We start from the raw sequence: 19,136 nt of genomic DNA, 5'->3' as shown, positions 1-19,136 counted from the left end.
CCCGGCGGAGTCCAGCGCGATCGATGACGTACCCAGAAGAAGCGGGTGTGGCGCCCGTTGGGGCAGGCGCCGCGTCGTATGAAGCTGTATGGAGCTTGGGTGGAGCAGGTCGAGCTATGTGGTGCCAAGTGGGCATTTTCGGGTTGGGGGCCCCGAAAACGGCCTGGCTATGCGGTTGTTCAGGCCTCGCTGCGCTGCTGCGGAATGCCCGCAAGCAGTGCGCGGACCTCAGCCTCGCGGTAACGCCGGTGTCCTCCGAGCGTGCGGATGGACGTGAGCTTGCCTGCCTTGGCCCAGCGGGTGACCGTCTTCGGGTCCACGCGGAACATCGTGGCAACCTCGGCAGGGGTCAGCAGCGGCTCGGCGTCAGGGGTGCGAGCGGTCATGAGCGGCCTCCTCGGGAGAACCGAACCATCACGGTTCTTTCCTCTAAATTCTGCACCTTGACCCACGTTGCCCGAAATGGCGGACGCGGGCCGAGTCGGTTATAGGACGAACGGCTTGTCCTCGGCACTACAACTACACCATCTGTCCAGCCACGTCGGCCAAACCGATGGAATTGCCCTCTCAGGTGTTCAACCTCGGCGGATGCCGATGGACCGTGCCATAGCGGACAGTCACACAGCCGTGACGATCAGTCACAGCGTGATCAGCCGCCACGAGACCCCTCAAGGAACGCAATACCGATCTATCCGCCCTTAGTTGGACGGAAGGAGCCCAGGTCGGGCTCCTTGTCCTATTTTGACACGAGGGTGCGCCTTGCTAGCAAGACCCGAAGTCAGTGCTTTAGGTCACGCTTGAGGCAATCGCCCGGTTAAGGACCTACGTCCCTTACCGCCCAACCGCCGGACAGCGAACACACCGCCTCCGCACCGCGAACCCCGGCAACTCCGGTGCTCAGCTGGCGAACTGGCGCTCGCGCACCGTCCGCCACCGCTGGGCAAGTTTCTCGTACGCGGCCCCGGCCCGCTCGCCGTCCCCCTCGCGCAGCGCCGCCAGCCCCTCCGCCACCTCCGCGGCGGAACGGTCCTCGGCGAGCTGCCCTTCGGGCACCGCGTGCACCAGCCCTCCGTAATCCAGCTCCACGAGCGAGCGCGGATGGAATTCCTCGAGCCAGCGCCCCACATCTACCAGGCCGTCGATCAGCGGTCCCTCTTCGAGGGTGTCCCGCAGCGTACGCAGCGCCCGCGCGACCCGGCGTCTGGCCTGCACCATCGGCGTCCGGTAACGCAGCACGGACGCCCGGTCACGCTTCGCATACTCCCGCTCGTCGTCGTCGAAGAGAACGAACCAGCGGACCGGTACGTGCCAGGCCGCCCCGCGGATCCACGGCCGGGCATCCGGGTTGCGCTCCCGCCACTGCTCGTAGTCGGTGGCCGCCTGCCGGCGCACCACCGGGGGCAGCGCGGCATCCAGCACCGACGCCGGCAAGAGCTCCTCCAGCCCCTCCAGGGCCTGCCAGCCGCGCAGCCGGGTGCGCCACGGACAGATGCAGGTCACCTCGTTCACCACGGCGACGAAGGCGTCCGCGCTCTCGTGGACCGGCACCGGCACCGGCGGGGTCGGCAGCAGATCGGCCAGCGCCCGGCGCTGCTCGTCCTGGGCGGTGGGGGTGTCCTCCCGTTTGGCGTAGCGCGCCCAGTGGGAGCGCTCCGGCTCGGGGAACGCTGCCAGCGGCTCATAGACCCGTAGATATGCCATGTACGGGACCTTCACCGACGACGCCACGGCCACGCCCGCTCCTCCAAAGGGAAGTCCACCGCCGGCGCCCCGACACGTCCCGGGGCCCCGGCCGGCCTGCGATACGACCAGATCGTCCCACGTTCGTCCCCCGGGAGAGGGTGATCCTCGGCACCTGCCCGATCAACCGGCCCGCCAGGTCTTACGCTCTTGTCAACCGGCCCTCCCCACCCGCAGGAGGGCGTCCTTCGCGACTTATGGGAGTCACCACAGTGACTGACGTACGTCCGGCCCCCGCCGGCACCGACGGCGGCGTTCTGCACACCCTGTTCCGGTCCGAACAGGGCGGCCATGAGCAGGTCGTGCTCTGCCAGGACCGCGCCAGCGGTCTCAAGGCAGTGATCGCCATCCACAGCACCGCGCTGGGCCCCGCCCTCGGCGGCACCCGCTTCCATGCCTACGCCTCCGAGGAGGAGGCTGTGCTGGATGCCCTGAATCTGTCGCGCGGCATGTCCTACAAGAACGCTCTCGCCGGGCTGGACCACGGCGGCGGCAAGGCCGTGATCATCGGTGACCCCGATCTGGTCAAGACCGAGGAACTCCTGCTCGCCTACGGCCGGTTCGTGGCTTCCCTCGGAGGCCGCTATGTCACCGCCTGCGACGTCGGTACGTACGTCGCCGACATGGACGTCGTCGCCCGTACCAACAAGTGGACCACCGGCCGCTCGCCCGAGAACGGCGGCGCCGGCGACTCCTCGGTACTGACCGCCTACGGCGTCTTCCAGGGCATGCGCGCCTCGGCCCAGCACGTCTGGGGCGATCCGACGCTGCGCGGCCGCAAGGTGGGCATCGCGGGCGTCGGCAAGGTGGGGCACCTCCTCGTCGAGCACCTCCTCAAGGACGGCGCCGAGGTCGTGATCACGGACGTACGCACCGAGTCGGTGGCCCGGGTGGTCGCCGACCACCCGCAGGTCACCGTGGTCGCGGACACCGAGGCGCTGATCCGCACCGAGGGCCTGGACGTGTACGCGCCGTGTGCGCTGGGCGGTGCGCTCAGCGACGACTCGGTGCCGGTGCTGACCGCGAAGGTGGTGTGCGGCGCGGCCAACAACCAGCTCGCGCACCCCGGCGTCGAGAAGGACCTCTCCGACCGCGGCATCCTCTACGCACCCGACTACGTCGTGAACGCCGGCGGTGTCATCCAGGTGGCCGACGAGCTGCACGGCTTCGACTTCGACCGCTGCAAGGTCAAGGCGGCGAAGATCTTCGACACCACGCTGGCGATATTCGCTCGTGCGAAGGCCGACGGCATCCCGCCGGCCGCGGCGGCCGACCGGCTGGCCGAGCAGCGCATGGCGGAGGCGCGGAGGGCCTGACCGGGTGTGGAGATCCGGCCTGGTCGGCCGGAAACACAACCTTGCGCGGCCTGCCACGGGTGGTGAGGGAGACATCCCTCACCACCCGTCGGCGGGTCGCCGTACAGGACAGGTTAAAATCGCAGTTGACCAGCGGGGACGGGGCGCCTCGCAGGTCGTGCCGAGCGGCGGGTGATGCGGGCGACGTACCGTATGGCCGCGGAAGCAGGTACCGTTAAAGCCCTACGGGCCGGTCTCTCTGTCGAGAGCCCGCTCTGATCCATGAACGCGTGTCAAGACTCTGGGGCCATCGAGCCCCGTCATCGAGGGGGTCGACCCATGGGGCGCGGCCGGGCCAAGGCCAAGCAGACGAAGGTCGCCCGCCAGCTGAAGTACAGCAGCGGTGGGACGGATCTCTCACGACTGGCCGACGAGCTGGGTGCATCGCAGTCGAACCAGCAGCCTCCGAACGGAGAGCCGTTCGAGGATGAAGAGAACGACGACCCGTACGCACGGTACGCAGAGCTGTACAACAGCGACGACGATGATGAGGACGAGGGCGACTCGTCCCAGCAGCGTCGTCGCGCCTGACGTTTCTGTGCGCTCGCGGCACCCATAACAGCATCGCGGACCCGGTCCTGGGCTTTGCCCGGGCCGGGTTCTGTGCTGCCCGGAAGTCGGCCGGTACCACGGTGACCGCCGCTCCGGCGGCCGCACCGACGACTGCCGGCGCGGCCCGTCCGCTCAGCTCTCGGCCGCATCTACCGCGAATAAGCACCGGTCAGGGTCACTGCCTCGGCGTGGTCGCCGCGCTCGACGATCTCACCGCTGACCCAGGCGTCCACACCGCGGTCCGCCAGCGTGGTCAGTGCGACGTCCACCGACTCCTGCGGGACGACGGCGACCATGCCGACGCCCATGTTCAGGGTCTTCTCCAGCTCCAGCTGCTCGACCGAACCTGCGGTGCCGACCAGGTCGAAGACCGGACCCGGGGTCCAGGTCGAGCGGTCGACCGTGGCGTGGAGTCCGTCCGGGATGACCCGGGCGAGGTTGTTGGCCAGTCCGCCGCCGGTGATGTGCGAGAAGGCGTGCACATCGGTGGTGCGGGTCAGGGCCAGACAGTCCAGCGAGTAGATCTTGGTGGGCTCCAGAAGCTCCTCGCCCAGCGTGCGGCCGAACTCCGGGACCTCGCGGTCCAGGGCCATACCGGCCCGGTCGAAGAGCACATGGCGGACGAGTGAGTACCCGTTCGAGTGAAGACCGGACGAGGCCATCGCAATCACCGCGTCGCCCGTACGGATACGTTCCGCGCCCAGTACCCGGTCCGCCTCGACGACGCCCGTACCGGCGCCGGCGACATCGAACTCGTCCGCGCCCAGCAGCCCCGGGTGCTCCGCGGTCTCGCCGCCGACCAGCGCACAGCCGGCCAGCACACAGCCCTCGGCGATGCCCTTGACGATCGCGGCGACCCGCTCCGGGTAGACCTTGCCGACGCAGATGTAGTCGGTCATGAACAGCGGCTCGGCGCCGCAGACGACCAGGTCGTCGACGACCATGCCGACGAGGTCGTGGCCGATGCTGTCGTAGACGCCCATCTTGCGGGCGATGTCGACCTTCGTGCCGACGCCGTCGGTCGCCGAGGCCAGCAGCGGACGCTCATAGCGCTTGAGGACGGAGGCGTCGAAGAGGCCGGCGAAGCCGCCGAGCCCGCCGACGACCTCGGGGCGGGTGGCCTTCTTCACCCACTCCTTCATCAGGTCCACGGCGCGGTCGCCGGCTTCGATGTCGACGCCCGCGCTCGCGTAGCTGGCACCAGTGTCAGAGGACATGGCAGAGAACTTTCGTGTCGTGTGTGTACGAGCTCTACGGGCGACGCAGTGCGTCGGCGCCGCCGACCCCCGCCGTGAGCGTCTGGACGCCGTCCACGTCGGACTTCGACGGGGCCGAGGTCTCCGACTCCAGGAGGTGCTTGCCCAGCAGCTCCGGGTCGGGCAGCTCCATCGGGTACTCGCCGTCGAAGCAGGCCCGGCACAGGTTCGGCTTGGCGATCGTGGTGGCCTCGATCATCCCGTCGATCGAGATGTACGCGAGCGAATCGGCGCCCAGCGACTTGCCGATCTCCTCCACGCTCAGCCCGTTGGCGATCAGCTCCGCACGGGTGGCGAAGTCGATGCCGAAGAAGCACGGCCACTTGATCGGCGGGGACGAGATCCGGATGTGGACCTCGGCGGCGCCGGCCTCGCGGAGCATCCGTACGAGCGCGCGCTGGGTGTTGCCGCGGACGATCGAGTCGTCGACGACCACCAGGCGCTTGCCGCGGATGACTTCCTTGAGCGGGTTGAGCTTCAGCCGGATACCGAGCTGGCGGATGGTCTGCGACGGCTGGATGAAGGTCCGGCCGACGTAGGAGTTCTTGACCAGGCCGGATCCGTACGGGATGCCGCTGGCCTCGGCGTAACCGACCGCGGCCGGGGTGCCGGACTCCGGAGTCGCTATGACCAGATCCGCGTCGGCCGGGGCCTCGGCGGCCAGCTTGCGGCCCATCTCCACACGGGAGAGGTAGACATTGCGGCCGGCGATGTCGGTGTCCGGGCGGGCGAGGTAGACGTACTCGAAGACACAGCCCTTGGGGCGGGCCTCGGCGAAGCGGCTGCTGCGCAGGCCGTCCTCGTCGATGGCAACCATCTCGCCGGGCTCGATCTCCCGGATGAAGCTGGCGCCGCAGATGTCGAGGGCGGCGGTCTCGGAGGCGACCACCCAGCCGCGCTCCAGGCGGCCGAGGACCAGCGGGCGGATGCCCTGCGGGTCGCGGGCGGCGTAGAGCGTGTGCTCGTCCATGAAGCAGAGCGAGAAGGCGCCCTTGACCTTCGGCAGGACGCGCGGGGCGGCCTCCTCGACGGTCAGCGACTTGCCTTCCTCGTCGACCTGGCCGGCCAGCAGGGCGGTCACCAGGTCGGTGTCGTTGGTGGCCGCGACCTGGGTCGCGCGGCCGCCCTCGCGGGGCAGCGCGGCGACCATCTCGGCCAGCTCGGCGGTGTTGACCAGGTTGCCGTTGTGGCCGAGCGCGATCGAGCCGTGCGCGGTGGCACGGAACGTCGGCTGGGCGTTCTCCCACACCGAGGCACCGGTGGTGGAGTAGCGGGCATGGCCCACGGCGATGTGGCCCTGGAGGGAACCGAGCGAGGTCTCGTCGAAGACCTGGGAGACCAGGCCCATGTCCTTGAAGACGAGGATCTGGGAGCCGTTGCTCACTGCGATGCCCGCGGACTCCTGTCCACGGTGCTGCAGCGCGTACAGCCCGAAATAGGTGAGTTTGGCGACCTCTTCACCCGGAGCCCAGACACCGAAGACGCCGCAAGCGTCCTGGGGGCCCTTCTCACCGGGGAGCAGGTCGTGGTTGAGTCGTCCGTCACCACGTGGCACGTCCCTGAGTCTAGGGCAGGTCGCGGATTCATCCGAACCGGGGATGGCCGCGGATCTGGATGAGTGCATGAAAGATGCCTCGGGCGTCCTTGACGTGCTCACGGCCGCGAAGCCGGGATTCCGGGACCCGCGGAAGCCGCAGACCTTGGCCCACCTGGGGTGTCACCGCACGCCCGGCCAAGTCGATCACCTCGTACGGCGCCACGACATCCGCCCCGTGCGCGTCGCCGGCGCCCTCCGCCGGGCCGGTGTGAGATACGCGACGGTCAGCTCATCAGGGGCAGCTGCCCGCCGAGGTCGGCTCGCTCCCCGCTGGCGCTGACGCTCGCCGCGTCCAGCGCCTCGGCCCAGCCCGTACGCCCGGTGGCCAGCCGGATCCAGGTCAGCGGGTCGGTCTCGACGACGTTCGGCGGGGTGCCGCGGGTGTGCCTGGGCCCCTCGACGCACTGCACCACCGCGAACGGCGGGACCCTGACCTCGACCGACCCGCCGGGCGCCTTGACGGCCAGCGCATCGGCCAGCAGCCGGGTGGTGATGGCCAGCGCCTGGCGGTCGTACGGGATCGGTGCGCCGGTCGCCGCCGTCAGGTCGTCGGTGTGCACGACAAGCTCGACGCACCGGGTGACCAGGTAGTCGGCCAGCCGCATCGCGCCGGCCCGGGTGGGCAGCAGCCGGTCGTCGGGCTCCGGCGGTACGGCCTTCGCGAACTGCTCGGCGGTGCGTGCCAGCAGCTCCACGGGGGCGCCCGTGGCAGCCAGGGCGCGGGTGTCGTCGTCGATCCCGGCGGCGAGCCGCGCGGTGGCGAAGGGCCATTCCAGCAGGGTGATCTCCGGCTGCGGAGGCGCCGGCTGCGCCAGATTGCGCGCCACACTGCCGACCGCCATGGACAGATGCGCCACCAGCTCCCGCACCGTCCAGTCCCCCAGCCGGGTCGGCAGCCCGAACCGGTCGTCCGCCAGACCGGCCACGGCCTGCCGGACGTGCTCCAGCTGGGCCGTGACGGCGTCCCTGGTCTTCTGCGCGTCGTACTGGCGAACGCGCGGCTTGCGGGCGGCAGATGACATGGGAGAAGCCTAGGACGGACCACTGACAGCCGCCCCCGGATTCAGACGCCGGCCCCCGGCACCGGCGCCCCGGCCGCCACGAAGGTCTCGCCGTTGCGTGGGACGCCGATGCCCCGCCAGGTGAAGGGCATGCCGTTCGCGGTGTCCGGGTCGGCGCCGTCCATGAGCTGGAAGTGGACGTGCGGTTCGGTGCTGTTGCCGGAGTTGCCGCACCGGCCGAGGGGCTGCCCGGCCCGCACCCGGTCGCCCGGGCGCACGGTGAGCGAGCCCTGGCCGAGGTGGGCGTAGAGCGCGTACGTGCCGTCGCCCAGGTCGAGGATCACATGGTTGCCGATCACCCGGCGGGCGCCGCCCAGGGAACGGGCGATGCTCTCGACGACGAAGAAGTAGAGCAGCCCGAGCCAGGACGTACGGCTGAGGTGGTCGCGCTGACGGTCGTCGGCGCGGACGACGGTGGCGTCGGCGACGGCGAGCACATCCGCACCGAAGGCCGGGAAGTCCTCGCCGCGCCGGGCCACCGGCCACCAGCCGAAACCGGGCCGGCCACCGGCCTCCGGCTCCGCCACGATGTCGATGGCGTAGGCCTGACCGTAGGCCCGGGTGCCGTGGCTGGGGACCTTGTCGGCCGGGCTGTTCTGCGCCTTCCAGCGGCCGGTGACCGGCGCGTCGACCTCCACCGCCACGGCCGCGGAGCCGGGCACCTGAGGCTCCGCCGCCCCGGCCGCGCGTCGGTTCACACCGAATCCGATCAGCACCCACAGGCCGAGCGGGATCCATGTCCACCAGGAGGGGAAGTCGGCGAAGAATCTCGTGACGATCATCACCAGGAAGGCCAACAGGCAGGCGCGGGCGGCTTGTTCGGAGATCTTGCGCAGGGACAGGGACCTGGACTTCATTGCGTTCCCCCAGAGTCGGCGGGCGGGGTCAGCGCCCGGCGGCGGTCAGCATCACCAGCAGCGGTACGACCCGGTGGGCCGGTACCTCGTAGCGGCCGCGGGCGGCGGTGTGCAGCCAGCCGGCGGCGGTCAGCTGCCGCAGGTGGTGGTAGATCTGGCCGGTGGTGCCCGTGCCGTCGAGCTCGGTGAGTTCGGCGGCGGTGCAGCGGCCTCCGAGGATCTCGCGCAGCAGCCGCAGCCGTACGGGCTGGCCGAGCGCCGCGAACGACTCGGCGGCGTCCGCCCAGTCGCCCTCCAGCACGGTGTCGGTGGCCAGGCCGTACTGCCATTCGTAGCGCTGCCCGGCCGGCGTCCGTACGGCGCCGGTGAACAGCACCCCGCCGTTGTCGGCGCCCAGTGCGGCGAGTTGGTCCTTGAGGCCGTGCAGGGCCCACAACTCGTCGCCGGGCTCCCGCTCGGGTGAGGGTCCGGACGCCGGCGGGCCGGCAGCTTGGCCGGCCGTCTCCTCCAGCGCGGCCAGGCGCCGCTCCAGATCGGCGACGCGCTGTTCGAGATCCATGGCTAGAGATTACGTAATTACGTAATCTCTAGCAAGAGGCCTGCTCCCTGGGCGCACCTCACGGGCCGGAACAGCGCAACGGCCCGCCGGGCGTACCGGCGGGCCGTTGCGGCTGCGGAGGGTCCCGGGCGGGCCGGGATCCGGAACGGGCCTCAGGCGATCAGGCTCGGGATCGTCGTCTCGTGCGCCTGCTTCAGCTCGGCCAGCGGGATGGTGAACTGGCCCTGGACGTCGATCTCTTCGCCGTCGATCACACCGATCCGGGTGGCCGGCAGCCCCCGCGCACCGCACATGTCGGTGAAGCGGAGCTCCTCGCTGCGCGGGACGGCGACGATGGCGCGGCCCGCCGACTCGGAGAAGAGGAGGACGAACGGGTCCAGCCCGTCGGGCACCACGAGGCGGGCGCCCTTGCCGCCCCGCAGGCACGACTCCACCAGCGCCTGGATCAGACCGCCGTCGGAGAGGTCGTGCGCCGCGTCGATCATGCCGTCGCGGGAGGCCGAGATCAGGATCTCCGCGAGCAGCTGCTCACGGGCCAGATCGACCTTCGGCGGGAGACCGCCGAGGTGGTCGTGGACGACCTGCGACCAGGCCGAACCGCCCAGTTCCTCACGGGTGTCACCGAGGAGGTAGACGAGGTGGCCCTCGTCGGCGAACGCGATCGGGGTGCGGCGGTTGACGTCGTCGATGACGCCGAGCACCGCGACGACCGGGGTCGGGTGGATCGCCACGTCGCCGGTCTGGTTGTAGAGCGAGACATTGCCGCCGGTGACCGGCGTGCCCAGGGTCTGGCAGGCGTCCGCGAGACCGCGGGTGGCCTCGGCGAACTGCCACATCACCGCCGGGTCCTCGGGCGAGCCGAAGTTCAGGCAGTCGGAGACCGCGAGCGGCTTGGCACCGGACGCGGCGACATTGCGGTACGCCTCGGCCAGCGCCAGCTGCGCACCCGCGTACGGGTCGAGCTTGGCGTAGCGGCCGTTGCCGTCCGTGGCGAGCGCGACACCGAGGTTGGTGTCCTCGTCGATGCGGACCATGCCGGAGTCCTCCGGCTGTGCCAGGACGGTGTTGCCCTGCACGAAACGGTCGTACTGGTCGGTGATCCACGCCTTGGAGGCCTGGTTGGGCGAGGCCACCAGCTTGAGGACCTGCGCGCGCAGCTCCTCGGCGTTCGCCGGCCGGGCCAGCCGGGCGGCGTCGTCGGCCTGGAGGGCGTCCTGCCAGTCGGGGCGCGCGTAGGGGCGGTGGTAGACCGGGCCCTCGTGCGCGACGGTGCGCGGCGGTACGTCCACGATCTGCTCGCCGTGCCAGAAGATCTCCAGCTGCGAGCCGTCCGTCACCTCACCGATGACGGTGGCGATGACGTCCCACTTCTCGCAGATCTCCATGAAGCGGTCGACCTTGCCGGGCTCGACGATCGCGCACATCCGCTCCTGCGACTCGCTCATGAGGATTTCCTCGGGCGAGAGGGAGGAGTCACGCAGCGGGACGGTGTCCAGCTCGACGCGCATACCGCCGGAGCCGGCGGAGGCCAGCTCGCTGGTGGCGCAGGACAGTCCGGCGCCGCCGAGGTCCTGGATACCGGCGACCAGGTCCTCCTTGAAGATCTCCAGGGTGCACTCGATGAGCAGCTTCTCCTGGAAGGGGTCGCCGACCTGGACGGCGGGGCGCTTGGCGGGCTTGGTGTCGTCGAAGGTCTCCGAGGCCAGTACGGAGACGCCGCCGATGCCGTCGCCGCCGGTGCGGGCGCCGTAGAGGATGACCTTGTTGCCGGCGCCGGAGGCCTTGGCGAGGTGGATGTCCTCGTGCTTCATCACGCCGATGCAGCCGGCGTTGACCAGCGGGTTGCCCTGGTAGCAGGGGTCGAAGACGACCTCGCCGCCGATGTTGGGCAGGCCCAGGCAGTTGCCGTAGCCGCCGATGCCCGCGACCACGCCCGGCAGGACGCGCTTGGTGTCGGGGTGGTCGGCGGCGCCGAACCGCAGCGGGTCGACGACGGCGACCGGACGGGCGCCCATGGCGAGGATGTCGCGCACGATGCCGCCGACGCCGGTGGCCGCGCCCTGGTAGGGCTCGATGTACGAGGGGTGGTTGTGCGACTCGACCTTGAAGGTGACCGCATAGCCCTGGCCGACGTCGACGACACCGGCGTTCTCACCGATGCCGACGAGGAGGGCGTCGTTCTCGGGGGCCTTCTCGCCGAACTGCTTCAGGTGGACCTTGCTGCTCTTGTACGAGCAGTGCTCGGACCACATGACGGAGTACATGGCCAGCTCGGCGCCGGTGGGACGGCGGCCGAGGATCTCGCGGATGCGCTCGTACTCGTCCTGCTTGAGGCCGAGTTCGGCCCAGGGCTGCTCGACCTCGGGGGTCTGGGCTGCGTGCTTGACGGTGTCCAGAGTCATCAGACGTTGACCAGCTTCTTCAGGATCGAGGTGAAGAATCCGAGGCCGTCGGTACGGCCGGTACCGATCAGCGGCTCGACGGCGTGCTCGGGGTGCGGCATGAGGCCGACGACGTTGCCCGCCTCGTTGGTGATGCCGGCGATGTCGCGGAGCGAGCCGTTGGGGTTGCCGTCCAGGTAGCGGAAGGCGACCCGGCCCTCGGCCTCCAGCATGTCGAGCGTGCGCTCGTCGGCGACGTACCGGCCGTCGATGTTCTTCAGCGGTACGGAGATCTCCTGGCCGGCCGAGTAATCGGTGGTCCAGGCGGTGTCCGCGTTCTCCACCCGCAGCTTCTGGTCGCGGCAGATGAAGTGCAGATGGTTGTTGCGCAGCATGGCGCCGGGCAGCAGGTGGGTCTCGGTGAGCAGCTGGAAGCCGTTGCAGATGCCGAGGACCGGCATTCCGGCCCTGGCCTGCTCGATCACGGTCTCCATCACCGGCGAGAACCGGGAGATGGCCCCGGCCCGCAGGTAGTCGCCGTAGGAGAAGCCGCCGGGCAGCACCACGGCGTCGACCTGCTTGAGGTCCTTGTCGCGGTGCCACAGCGGCACCGCCTCGGCACCGGCCACCCGGACCGCGCGCTGGGTGTCGCGGTCGTCGAGCGTGCCGGGGAAGGTAATGACACCGATACGAGCGGTCATGAGTCGACCCGCACGGTGAAGTCTTCGATGACGGTATTGGCGAGGAAGGTCTCGGCCATCTCATGGATGCGAGCAAGGGCGGCCTCGTCGACCGGACCCTCTACCTCGAGTTCGAAACGCTTGCCCTGACGGACGTCGGCGATCCCCTCGAAGCCCAGGCGTGGCAGTGCGCGCTGCACCGCCTGGCCCTGCGGGTCGAGGATCTCCGGCTTGAGCATGACGTCGACTACGACGCGTGCCACTGGCACTCCCGGTGGTGTGGTGCGTAAGGCGGTGTCCTCACAGTACCGTGTTCGAAAATCTACGCGCATAGATATACGGACCGCCGGATCACGGCCCGGTATCGGCAGGAGCAGCCCCGGGAAAAATCCTCGAAAAGATCCGGAGTCCGGATTGCGGGAAGACACGCTGACGAAATTAACTGGGCTTCACAATGCAATGCCCATCGCTGTACAAATGAAAAAGCATTGATCCCAAACAGCCGGATCTGGAGCATCACCCCATGTCAACACAGGGTCGCTCCACGAAAGGACCGATATCCGTGGCGCAGCGCGTAGTAGTAACGCTCTCCGATGACATCGACGGAGGAGAAGCCGCAGAGACGGTCACCTTCGGATTGGACGGGAAGTCGTACGAGATCGACCTCAATCCCGCCAATGCGAAGAAACTGCGCGGTGCACTCGCCCCCTTCGTCGAGGCCGGCCGCAAGCGGGCCAAGTCCGGCAAGGCCTACCACCGGACCGCGGTGACCCCCGACCCCGCGGCCGTCCGGGCCTGGGCCCGCTCGAACCAGATGGACGTCCCGCCGCGCGGCCGGATCCCCAAGAAGGTCTACGAGGCCTTCAACGCCGCCAACCGCTAACGGACTTACCGGCATCCCTCGGGCCGGGCACAGCCGACTTGCACAGCACCCCTACTGATCAGCTAGAGTCTGGAGCACGCCGAGGGGCGAGGCCGAAAGGCCGGACCTCACGGAGTCACGCGGGTGTAGCTCAGTAGTAGAGCGCCCCCTTTCCAAGGGGGAGGCGCAGTGTGCAATCCCTGTCACCCGCTCTGACGGTCTCGACCGGTCCAATGGATCAGGTAGAGTAGCTGTCGCGCCGCTCGGTGAAAGCCGAGTGGATGCCTGCGGACGTAGCTCAGTTGGTAGAGCGCAACCTTGCCAAGGTTGAGGTCGCGAGTTCGAGCCTCGTCGTCCGCTCAGAAAGAGAAGGCCCCGGTCATCATGACCGGGGCCTTCTGCATTTCCCGGTGCCGCCCCGTACTCCGCTTCTCCTCGGCCACGCTTCGCCCCTCCGCAACTGACATTTGTCATCGGCTGCGATGACAGGCCGCACTGCCCGCAATCGCGATCCGGCGGAAGGCTGTGACCATGAACATCGGGGAGAAAAACACCGGAGGCACAGGGCACGGCCGCCCCGGGGCCTCCGCCGTAGTGATCGACGTCACGGGGGTGCGGCGATCGTACGGCGGGGGCAGCGGGCGGACGAAGGGACGGCGGACGCACGGCGGGCGCGGCGAACAGGCCGGGCCGGGCGGCCGGACGGGGTACGAGGCGGTGCGCGGGGTCGACTTCTCGGTCGCGCGCGGCGAGCTGTTCGCGCTGCTGGGGACCAATGGCGCGGGCAAGACCTCCACCCTCGAACTGCTGGAGGGGCTGGCCGCGCCCACGGGAGGGCAGATCCGTGTGCTGGGTCATGATCCGTTCCGTGAGCGGGCCAAGGTGCGGCCCCGGATCGGCGTGATGCTCCAGGAGGGCGGCTTTCCGTCGGAGCTGACTCCCGAGGAGACCCTGCGGATGTGGGCCGGGTGCACCACGGGGGCCCGGCCGGTCGCGGAGGCGCTCGACCGGGTAGGGCTGACGCGGCGCAAGGACGTACGCGTCAAGCAGCTGTCCGGCGGGGAGCGGCGGCGGCTGGATCTGGCGCTGGCGCTGCTGGGGCAGCCCGAGGTGCTGTTCCTGGACGAGCCGACGACCGGGCTGGACACCGAGGCGCGCCATGAGACCTGGGCGCTGGTCCGCGAACTGCGCGACCGGGGCACCACGATCGTGCTGACCACGCACTATCTGGAGGAGGCCGAGGAGCTGGCGGACCGGCTGGCGATCCTGCACGACGGGCGGATCGCGGCGGCCGGGGCGGTCGCGGAGGTGGTCGGCGCGCACCCCTCGCACCTCTCCTTCGAGCTGCCCGACGGATACCACCTCGGCGATCTTCCCTCGCTGTCGGAACTGGGTGTCACCGGTCATGAGATCTCCGGGAGCACGGTCCGGCTGCGGACCGACGATCTCCAGCGGGCGGCGACCGGGGTGCTGCTCTGGGCGCAGGAGAAGGGGATAACGCTGCGCGGCCTGGACGTCCGGTCGGCATCCCTGGAAGAGGTATTTCTACAGATGGCAAAGGAGCTGGAGAACGCATGACTGCACGCGTGGAGGAAGCCGCCGTCCCTCAGTACGCCGCAACACCTGCGGAAACCGGCGCGACGGCCCGTCTGTTCTCCCTGGGGAGGGCGGAGTTGACGCTTCTCGGCCGTAACAGGTCCGCGTTGTTCACCACCCTGTTCATCCCGGTCGCCATGGCGTTCGCGATGAAACAGGCGGTCAGCGGAATCGATCTGTCCGGCACGGGACTCTCGGTGAAAACGGTGCTGCTGCCGGCCTCTCTCGGGTACGTCCTGCTCTTCGCCGTCTACTCCACCCTCACCGGCTCCTATGTCGCCCGGCGCGAGGAACTGGTCCTCAAGCGGCTGCGCACCGGTGAGTTGAGGGACGGGGAAATACTGGCGGGCACGGCCCTTCCGCCGGTGTTCCTGGGGCTGGGGCAGTGCGCCCTGCTGGTGGCGCTCGGCGAGCTGGTCCTGGACATCGACCTGCCCACGGCGCCGCACCTCCTGTTCGCCGGACTGGTGCTGGGCACGGTCGTGGTCGTCGGCTTCGCGGCGGTGTCCTCGTGCCTGACCAAGTCGGCCGAAGGTGCCCAACTGGCCGTGCTGCCCTTCATGATGGTGTCCTTGGCGGGATCCGGGATGGTCGTTCCCCTCGACGTCCTTCCGGCGCGGATGGCCGATGTGCTCGGGCTGCTCCCGCTGTCACCGGCGATGGAGCTGATCCGGGCCGGCTGGACCGGCGGCGGGGACCCCAAGGAGACGCTGGGGCAGCTGCTCACCGGATTGGCCTGGGCCGCGCTCACGTTGTTTGCTGTGCGGCGGTGGTTCCGCTGGGAGCCGCGGCGCTAGCGGCACCGGCCGCGGGGGAGGCGCAGGGGCGTTAATCGGTACGACGGGGGCGGACAGCAGATGATCGGGCGGCTACGGGCGAGCTGGCGGCGACGGGGCCGGATGGGCATGATCGATGCCTACTTCCGCTGGACCCTCTACGTCCTTCCCTGGTTTCCGGTGCTCGGCGGGGTGACGCCGCTCATGGACCACGCGATGCGCCACCCCGTGCCGGTCACCCTGCTGGCGCTCACCACCGGGCTGAATGTGCTTCAGGCCGCCCTGGCGGCACCCCTGTTGAACCGCTCCCTGGACCGGTACCTCAACCGCGGTCCGGCACCGCGCCGCCTGCTGGTGGTCTCGGGGGTACTGGCCGCCCTGGCCGAGACCGCGCTGTTCACACTGATCGCCGTCAACGGCGGTGTCGACAAGGACAATCTCAACGGGCTGACGCTGGCGATGGCTTCGCCCCTCACCCCGATCTTCATGGCGTACTGCCTGCTGGTGTCCAAGCGGAGGTTCCTGGCCACCCTGACCGGTCTCGGGGTGGCACTGGCGGTGCCGGCCGTACTGCTCACCGGTTCCTGGCAGGGGGCGCTGGCCCTGGCGTTCCTGATCGGCTTCGCGGGGGTGTGGAGCTTTGTGATCACGCGGCCCACGGGCTGGCTGCTCCATGTGATCGGGCAGCTGGACGCGGCGCGCACCACCGCCTCGCGGCTCGCGGTCGCCGAGGAGCGGCTGCGGTTCGGCCGGGATCTGCACGATGTCATGGGCCGGAACCTGGCGGTGATCGCGCTGAAGAGCGAACTGGCGGTCCAGCTGGCCCGCAGGGAACGACCGGAGGCGGTGGAGCAGATGGTGGAGGTGCAGCGGATCGCCCAGGAGTCGCAGCGGGAGGTCCGGGAGGTGGTACGCGGCTACCGCAAGGCCGATCTCCAGGCGGAGCTGGCCGGTGCCCGCTCGATCCTGCGGGCGGCCGGGGTGGACTGCCGTATCGAGGGCGCGGAGGAGGTGCGGCTGCCGGCGGAGGTGGAGTCGGCGCTCGGCTGGGTCGTCCGCGAAGGCACCACGAACGTCCTGCGGCACGCCGCCGACGTCCGTCGCTGTGCGCTGCGGACGCGGATCGACCCGGAGCGCTCGCTGCTCGTCATGACGATGGAGAACGACGGGGTCGGCGCCCCGCCCGCCGGAGCCGCCGGCGGCCTCTCCGGCAGCGGGCTGAACGGGCTGCGCGAACGCCTGCGCCCCTTGGGCGGCACCCTGGCGTCGGGTCCGGTCCCCACCGGCTCGTACCGGCTGACGGTCGAGCTGCCCCTGGCCACGGCGGAGGTGCCGCGATGAGTGACGGGGTGATCCGGGTGCTGCTCGCGGACGACGAGCATCTGATCCGCGGGGCGCTGGCGGCGCTGCTGTCGCTGGAGGACGATCTGCTGGTGGTCGCGGAGGCGGCGTCGGGGCCGGAGGCGCGGGCGATGGCCCGGGCACACGGCCCGGATGTGGCGGTGCTGGATCTCCAGATGCCGGGCGCGGACGGTGTGGCAGTGGCCACATCGCTGCGGGGTGAGGTGCCGGGGTGCCGGTCCATGATCGTGACCAGCCACGGGCGGCCGGGGCATCTGAAGCGGGCGCTGGAGGCCGGGGTGCGGGGCTTCGTGCCGAAGACCGTGTCGGCACAGCGGCTGGCGGAGATCATCCGCACCGTCCATGCCGGAAACCGTTATGTGGACCCGGAGTTGGCGGCGGACGCGATCAGCGCCGGGGAGTCGCCGCTGACCGTACGGGAGGCGGAGGTGCTGGAATTCGCCGAGGCCGGGGCACCGGTCGCGGAGATCGCCGAGCGGGCTTCGCTGTCGCAGGGGACGGTGCGGAACTACCTCTCGTCGGCGACCGCGAAGCTGGGGGCGGAGAACCGTCATGCGGCGGCGCGCCTCGCTCGCGAGCGAGGTTGGCTATAGTGGACCCCGCACCACGCGGTGGCCACCGGTTCCGGAGCCTGGCGCGGCGCATGCGGACGTAGCTCAGTTGGTAGAGCGCAACCTTGCCAAGGTTGAGGTCGCGAGTTCGAGCCTCGTCGTCCGCTCAGGAGAGAAAAGGACCCCGGTCGATGACCGGGGTCCTTTTCGTGTCCTTGTCGTGTTTCTTTTCGTCTTCGCGCTTTCCGCCGGGCCTTTTGCCGGGCCCTTTCACCGGTCGCGTCGACGCGTTACGACCAGGTCCGGCCCGTAAGACGCTCATAGGCCTCGAGGTACTTGGCGCGGGTGCGCTCGACGATCTCCTGCGGGAGGGCCGGCGGCGGCAGCTCGCCCGTACGGTCCCAGGCCGCGGCGGGCGAGGTCAGCCAGTCGCGGACGAACTGCTTGTCGAAGGAGGGCTGGGCGTGGCCCGGCTCCCACTGGTCGGCGGGCCAGAAGCGCGAGGAGTCGGGCGTCAGGACCTCGTCGGCCAGGGTCAGCACCTTCTCGCCGCCGGGGCGCTCGTCGAAGCCGAACTCGAACTTGGTGTCCGCCAGGATCAGGCCGCGCTCGCGGGCGATGTCGCGGGACCTGCGGTAGATGGCGAGGGTGGTCCGGCGCAGTTCGGCGGCGGTCTCGGCGCCGACCTGGCGGGTGGTCTCCTCGTAGGAGACGTTCTCGTCGTGGTCGCCGACGGCGGCCTTGGTGGCCGGGGTGAAGATCGGCTCCGGCAGCTCGGAACCGTCGGTGAGACCTTCGGGGAGGGACAGCCCGCAGACCGTGCGGGACGCGCGGTATTCGACGAGGCCGGAGCCGGTGAGGTAGCCGCGGGCCACACACTCGACCGGCACCATCCGCAGCGACTTGCAGACCAGGGTGCGGCCCGCCCAGTCGGCGGGGGCGCCGGCCGGGACGTCGGTGGACAGGACGTGGTGCGGGGCGAGGTCGGCGAGCTGGTCGAACCACCACAGGGAGAGCTGGGTGAGGACGCGGCCCTTGTCGGGGATCTCGGTGGGGAGCACCCAGTCATAGGCGGAGGTGCGGTCGCTGGCGACCATGATCAGATCACCGGCGGCGTTCTGGTAGAGGTCGCGCACCTTGCCGGTGTGGAGGTGGGTGAGCCCCGGGACCTCCACAGGCTCAGGCTTTTCTACAAAACCGGACACGCTTCCTCCGCGTAGGTTGATCCAGGAGTCGTTCCGATTCTCCCGTATGCGGAGACGCCGCGATGCCGCAGGGGTGGCGAGGCCGGTGGTTCCCGTGGCGGACAGGGCCCGGGGGGCGGACCATGGACGCGCTGGAGCCGTTGCCGGTGAAGGAATCCCCCCGGCCGACGTCACCAGGAAAGCGCCGGGGAAAGCGCCGGGGGAAGCGCCCGCGGAGGCCTGGGGCCAGCCGCGAGGACGATGCGCCGCCGGGCCGGCGACGGCTGGGAACGGAGGCAGAACCATGCAGCATCACGAGTTGCTCGCTCTGGTGCAGCAGCGCGCCGCACTGCCGGACCGGGAGGCGGCGGAACGAGCCGTGCGCGCGACGCTGGAGACGGTGGCCGAACGGGTGCCGGCCGGGCTGGCCCGGCACATCGCGGCGCAGTTGCCGCACGAAGTGGCGGGCCGGCTGACGCGGGAACCGCTGACCCCCGGGGGTTCCGCGGAACCCTGGCCGCGGGCGTCCGGCCGGGCGGCGGAGCCCGGCTACGGCGAGCGCTTCGATCTCACGGTCTTCGCCGCGCGGATCGCCTGGCGCAGCGGCGTGACGGAAGAGGCGGCCCTGGAGGAGGCGGCCGCGGTGTTCGAGGTGCTGGACGCCGCGGTGGCGCCGGAGCTGATGGAACGGCTGAGCCACTCCCTGCCGCACGACATCCGGGAGTTGCTGCCCACCACCAGGGCGGAGGACGCCTGAGACGTACGTA

The 19,136-nt window shown here is 70.1% G+C and carries 19 protein-coding genes and 3 tRNA genes; 11 read left to right on the top strand and 11 right to left on the bottom strand.

Going from position 1 to position 19,136, the window contains the following annotated elements:
- Positions 1-179: 179 nt before the first annotated feature.
- Both bldC and ACZ55A_RS31425 read right to left on the bottom strand, forming a co-directional pair.
- The gene (gene bldC / locus ACZ55A_RS31430) at positions 180-386 is read right to left on the bottom strand and encodes a developmental transcriptional regulator BldC (protein WP_003949541.1); all 207 of its coding nucleotides are present in this window, start codon (positions 384-386) and stop codon (positions 180-182) included.
- A gap of 511 nt (positions 387-897) precedes the next feature.
- A complete protein-coding gene (locus tag ACZ55A_RS31425) occupies positions 898-1,734 on the bottom strand; it encodes a DUF8083 family protein (RefSeq protein ID WP_468847247.1) in 837 nt (278 codons plus the stop codon).
- A 203-nt stretch (positions 1,735-1,937) separates the two neighbouring features.
- Between ACZ55A_RS31425 and ACZ55A_RS31420 the strand changes: the two genes are divergently transcribed.
- A complete protein-coding gene (locus ACZ55A_RS31420; protein ID WP_468847244.1) occupies positions 1,938-3,056 on the top strand; it encodes a Leu/Phe/Val dehydrogenase in 1,119 nt (372 codons plus the stop codon).
- Positions 3,057-3,374: 318 nt separating this feature from the next.
- Positions 3,375-3,626, top strand: a complete 252-nt coding sequence (locus ACZ55A_RS31415) for a DUF3073 domain-containing protein (RefSeq protein WP_468847241.1) — start codon at positions 3,375-3,377, stop codon at positions 3,624-3,626.
- Between the two features lie 170 nt (positions 3,627-3,796).
- On the opposite strand, the gene purM is transcribed toward ACZ55A_RS31415, so the two are convergent.
- The 8 genes from purM to purS all read right to left on the bottom strand — a co-directional run bounded on the left by purM (position 3,797) and on the right by purS (position 12,301).
- Positions 3,797-4,864 (bottom strand): phosphoribosylformylglycinamidine cyclo-ligase, encoded by a 1,068-nt coding sequence (purM, locus tag ACZ55A_RS31410; protein ID WP_468847239.1) that lies wholly within the window; start codon positions 4,862-4,864, stop codon positions 3,797-3,799.
- 34 nt (positions 4,865-4,898) lie between these two features.
- Positions 4,899-6,458, bottom strand: a complete 1,560-nt coding sequence (gene purF / locus ACZ55A_RS31405; protein WP_468847236.1) for an amidophosphoribosyltransferase — start codon at positions 6,456-6,458, stop codon at positions 4,899-4,901.
- A 266-nt stretch (positions 6,459-6,724) separates the two neighbouring features.
- The gene (locus ACZ55A_RS31400) at positions 6,725-7,522 is read right to left on the bottom strand and encodes a maleylpyruvate isomerase family mycothiol-dependent enzyme (protein ID WP_468847233.1); all 798 of its coding nucleotides are present in this window, start codon (positions 7,520-7,522) and stop codon (positions 6,725-6,727) included.
- Between the two features lie 41 nt (positions 7,523-7,563).
- Positions 7,564-8,403 (bottom strand): M23 family metallopeptidase, encoded by an 840-nt coding sequence (locus ACZ55A_RS31395; protein WP_468847326.1) that lies wholly within the window; start codon positions 8,401-8,403, stop codon positions 7,564-7,566.
- A 43-nt stretch (positions 8,404-8,446) separates the two neighbouring features.
- Positions 8,447-8,977: an ArsR/SmtB family transcription factor gene (locus ACZ55A_RS31390; RefSeq protein WP_468847231.1), complete on the bottom strand. Its 531-nt coding sequence runs from the start codon at positions 8,975-8,977 to the stop codon at positions 8,447-8,449.
- 152 nt (positions 8,978-9,129) lie between these two features.
- The gene (purL, locus tag ACZ55A_RS31385) at positions 9,130-11,379 is read right to left on the bottom strand and encodes a phosphoribosylformylglycinamidine synthase subunit PurL (protein WP_468847229.1); all 2,250 of its coding nucleotides are present in this window, start codon (positions 11,377-11,379) and stop codon (positions 9,130-9,132) included.
- Complete coding sequence (gene purQ, locus ACZ55A_RS31380; protein ID WP_468847227.1) at positions 11,379-12,059, bottom strand: phosphoribosylformylglycinamidine synthase subunit PurQ; 681 nt, start codon at positions 12,057-12,059, stop codon at positions 11,379-11,381. Before purQ ends, purL begins: the two co-directional genes overlap by 1 nt.
- Positions 12,056-12,301 (bottom strand): phosphoribosylformylglycinamidine synthase subunit PurS, encoded by a 246-nt coding sequence (gene purS, locus ACZ55A_RS31375; RefSeq protein ID WP_042151546.1) that lies wholly within the window; start codon positions 12,299-12,301, stop codon positions 12,056-12,058. Before purS ends, purQ begins: the two co-directional genes overlap by 4 nt.
- Before the next feature lie 299 nt (positions 12,302-12,600).
- On the opposite strand from purS, the gene ACZ55A_RS31370 reads away from it, so the two are divergent.
- The 8 genes from ACZ55A_RS31370 (at position 12,601) to ACZ55A_RS31335 (ending at position 17,352) form a co-directional block, all read left to right on the top strand.
- Positions 12,601-12,921 (top strand): histone-like nucleoid-structuring protein Lsr2, encoded by a 321-nt coding sequence (locus ACZ55A_RS31370; RefSeq protein WP_362916404.1) that lies wholly within the window; start codon positions 12,601-12,603, stop codon positions 12,919-12,921.
- 119 nt (positions 12,922-13,040) lie between these two features.
- Positions 13,041-13,112 (top strand) — tRNA-Gly (locus ACZ55A_RS31365).
- A gap of 75 nt (positions 13,113-13,187) precedes the next feature.
- Positions 13,188-13,260 (top strand) — tRNA-Gly (locus ACZ55A_RS31360).
- A gap of 171 nt (positions 13,261-13,431) precedes the next feature.
- Entirely contained in the window at positions 13,432-14,478 is a 1,047-nt protein-coding gene (locus tag ACZ55A_RS31355; protein ID WP_468847222.1) for an ABC transporter ATP-binding protein, read from the top strand.
- Positions 14,475-15,293 (top strand): ABC transporter permease, encoded by an 819-nt coding sequence (locus ACZ55A_RS31350; RefSeq protein WP_468847219.1) that lies wholly within the window; start codon positions 14,475-14,477, stop codon positions 15,291-15,293. Before ACZ55A_RS31355 ends, ACZ55A_RS31350 begins: the two co-directional genes overlap by 4 nt.
- Before the next feature lie 108 nt (positions 15,294-15,401).
- Positions 15,402-16,613: a sensor histidine kinase gene (locus tag ACZ55A_RS31345; RefSeq protein ID WP_468847216.1), complete on the top strand. Its 1,212-nt coding sequence runs from the start codon at positions 15,402-15,404 to the stop codon at positions 16,611-16,613.
- Positions 16,610-17,227 carry a response regulator gene (locus ACZ55A_RS31340; RefSeq protein ID WP_468847213.1) on the top strand — a complete coding sequence of 206 codons (618 nt, stop codon included), beginning with the start codon at positions 16,610-16,612 and terminating at the stop codon, positions 17,225-17,227. Before ACZ55A_RS31345 ends, ACZ55A_RS31340 begins: the two co-directional genes overlap by 4 nt.
- A gap of 52 nt (positions 17,228-17,279) precedes the next feature.
- A tRNA-Gly gene (locus ACZ55A_RS31335) sits at positions 17,280-17,352 on the top strand.
- Positions 17,353-17,475: 123 nt separating this feature from the next.
- Here the strand turns inward: ACZ55A_RS31335 and ACZ55A_RS31330 are convergent.
- Entirely contained in the window at positions 17,476-18,390 is a 915-nt protein-coding gene (locus ACZ55A_RS31330) for a phosphoribosylaminoimidazolesuccinocarboxamide synthase (RefSeq protein WP_468847210.1), read from the bottom strand.
- A 283-nt stretch (positions 18,391-18,673) separates the two neighbouring features.
- Between ACZ55A_RS31330 and ACZ55A_RS31325 the strand changes: the two genes are divergently transcribed.
- Entirely contained in the window at positions 18,674-19,126 is a 453-nt protein-coding gene (locus ACZ55A_RS31325) for a DUF2267 domain-containing protein (protein WP_468847207.1), read from the top strand.
- The last annotated feature ends 10 nt before the right edge of the window (positions 19,127-19,136 follow it).

The sequence above is a fragment of the Streptomyces sp. NPDC034111 genome, from assembly GCF_055575375.1.
The sequence above is the reverse complement of the archived record's forward strand: the minus strand, read 5'-3'. Positions and strand labels throughout refer to the sequence as shown.